The organism is Stenotrophomonas sp. HMWF023 (genome assembly GCF_003060985.1).
Taxonomy (GTDB): Bacteria; Pseudomonadota; Gammaproteobacteria; order Xanthomonadales; family Xanthomonadaceae; genus Stenotrophomonas; species Stenotrophomonas lactitubi.
In genome coordinates this window covers 1-1,412 of sequence record NZ_QAIJ01000050.1, presented here as the reverse complement: position 1 = coordinate 1,412, position 1,412 = coordinate 1, and the positions used below count along the sequence as shown (strand labels likewise).

General features: G+C 66.6%; 2 protein-coding genes. Both read right to left on the bottom strand.

Going from position 1 to position 1,412, the window contains the following annotated elements:
• Window positions 1-226: 226 nt before the first annotated feature.
• Window positions 227-883 (bottom strand): phosphoribosylanthranilate isomerase, encoded by a 657-nt coding sequence (locus tag DBR20_RS02095; protein ID WP_089236318.1) that lies wholly within the window; start codon window positions 881-883, stop codon window positions 227-229.
• Window positions 880-1,412 (bottom strand): tRNA pseudouridine synthase A (locus DBR20_RS02090; protein WP_108265022.1); only part of this gene is annotated, 533 nt, incomplete at its 5' end. The genes DBR20_RS02090 and DBR20_RS02095, both read right to left, overlap by 4 nt.

Here is a 1,412-nt window from a genome sequence, read left to right as displayed (position 1 = left end):
GCGCGACGCTGTACGGGAGGGTCGGATAACCGAGCACGACGGTTAGAAATTCCTGCATCGTTTGCCTTCCTGGGCTGGGGCGCCAAGCGCCCGTTCGGAGCACGCCAACAGCGGCTCCGTCGATCCTCGTGCCGGCCCTCATGGCCAGCACGCTTGGGATCATCCTATGTGAAGAAGGTGTGCAGGCTCAAATGTGAAGGCCGAACACGTCAAAAGCGGTCGCGATTCAATCCAGTGCAGCGCAATCGGAGCGGCGGACTTCTTCCACGAACGTGCGCATCTTGTAGCCGTCCTTGATGCCCGGCTCCAGTTCAATGCCACTGGACACATCCACGCCCCACGGCAGGGTCGCCAGCACGGCGTCGTACACGTTTTCGGGGGTCAGGCCACCAGCCAGCAGGAACGGACGATGCAATCCGGTCGGCACGCGCGACCAGTCGAAGGCCACGCCGGTACCGCCGCCGCCGCCCGGGGCATGGCTGTCGAACAGGAACCCGGCGGCGCTGGGGTAGCGCAGCTGCAGGGTGCGCGCATTGATCTCCTCACGCCCGCCCATGGCGATCGCCTTCAGGTACGGCATGTTGAAGCTGCGGCAGAAGCTCTCGTCTTCCTCGCCATGGAACTGCAGCAGGGTCGGCCGCACGGTGCGCAGCACCTCGCGCACTTCTTCCTTGCTGTTGTTGCGGAACAGCGCCACCACGTCGACCATCGGTGCGATCGCCTGGCGCATCGCGCGCGCTTCGGCCGGTGCGACCCGGCGGCTGCTCTCGCGGGCGAAAATGAAGCCCACCGCATCCACGCCCAGCTCACCGGCCAGGCGCACGTCGCCGGCGCGGGTCATGCCACAGAACTTGATGCGGGTACGGTAGTAGGAGCGGCTCATAGCGTTACCTCGGCGGGCAGATGCCAGTTGTCGGGGTACAGCGGCCCCAGGAACACCAGTCCCTGCGGAGGAGCGGTGGGACCGGCTACGGTTCGGTCGCGCCCGGCCAGCAGTTCGGCGATCCACTCCACCGGTTTCTCCCCACTGCCAACCAGAATCAACGAGCCGACAATATTGCGGACCATGTGATGAAGGAATGCATTGCCGCGCACCGCCACCTCGATGACTTCATCGTGGCGGCTGACCTGCAGCGACTGCAGCTCACGCCGCGCATGCAGGGCCTGGCACTGGACCGAGCGGAAGGCGCTGAAGTCGTTCTCGCCCAGCAGGGCCTGCCCGGCCAGGTGCATGCGCTCGGCATCGAGCGGGCGGCGCTCCCAGCTGAGGGTCTGCCGGCCCAGCGCCGGGCGCACTTCGCGGTTGAGCAGGCGGTAGCGATAGCGTCGTGCCCGCGCGCAGAAACGGGCATGGAAGTCATCGGCCACCGGCACGCACCAGCGCACCGCGATCGAACGCGGCAAGCGGGTGG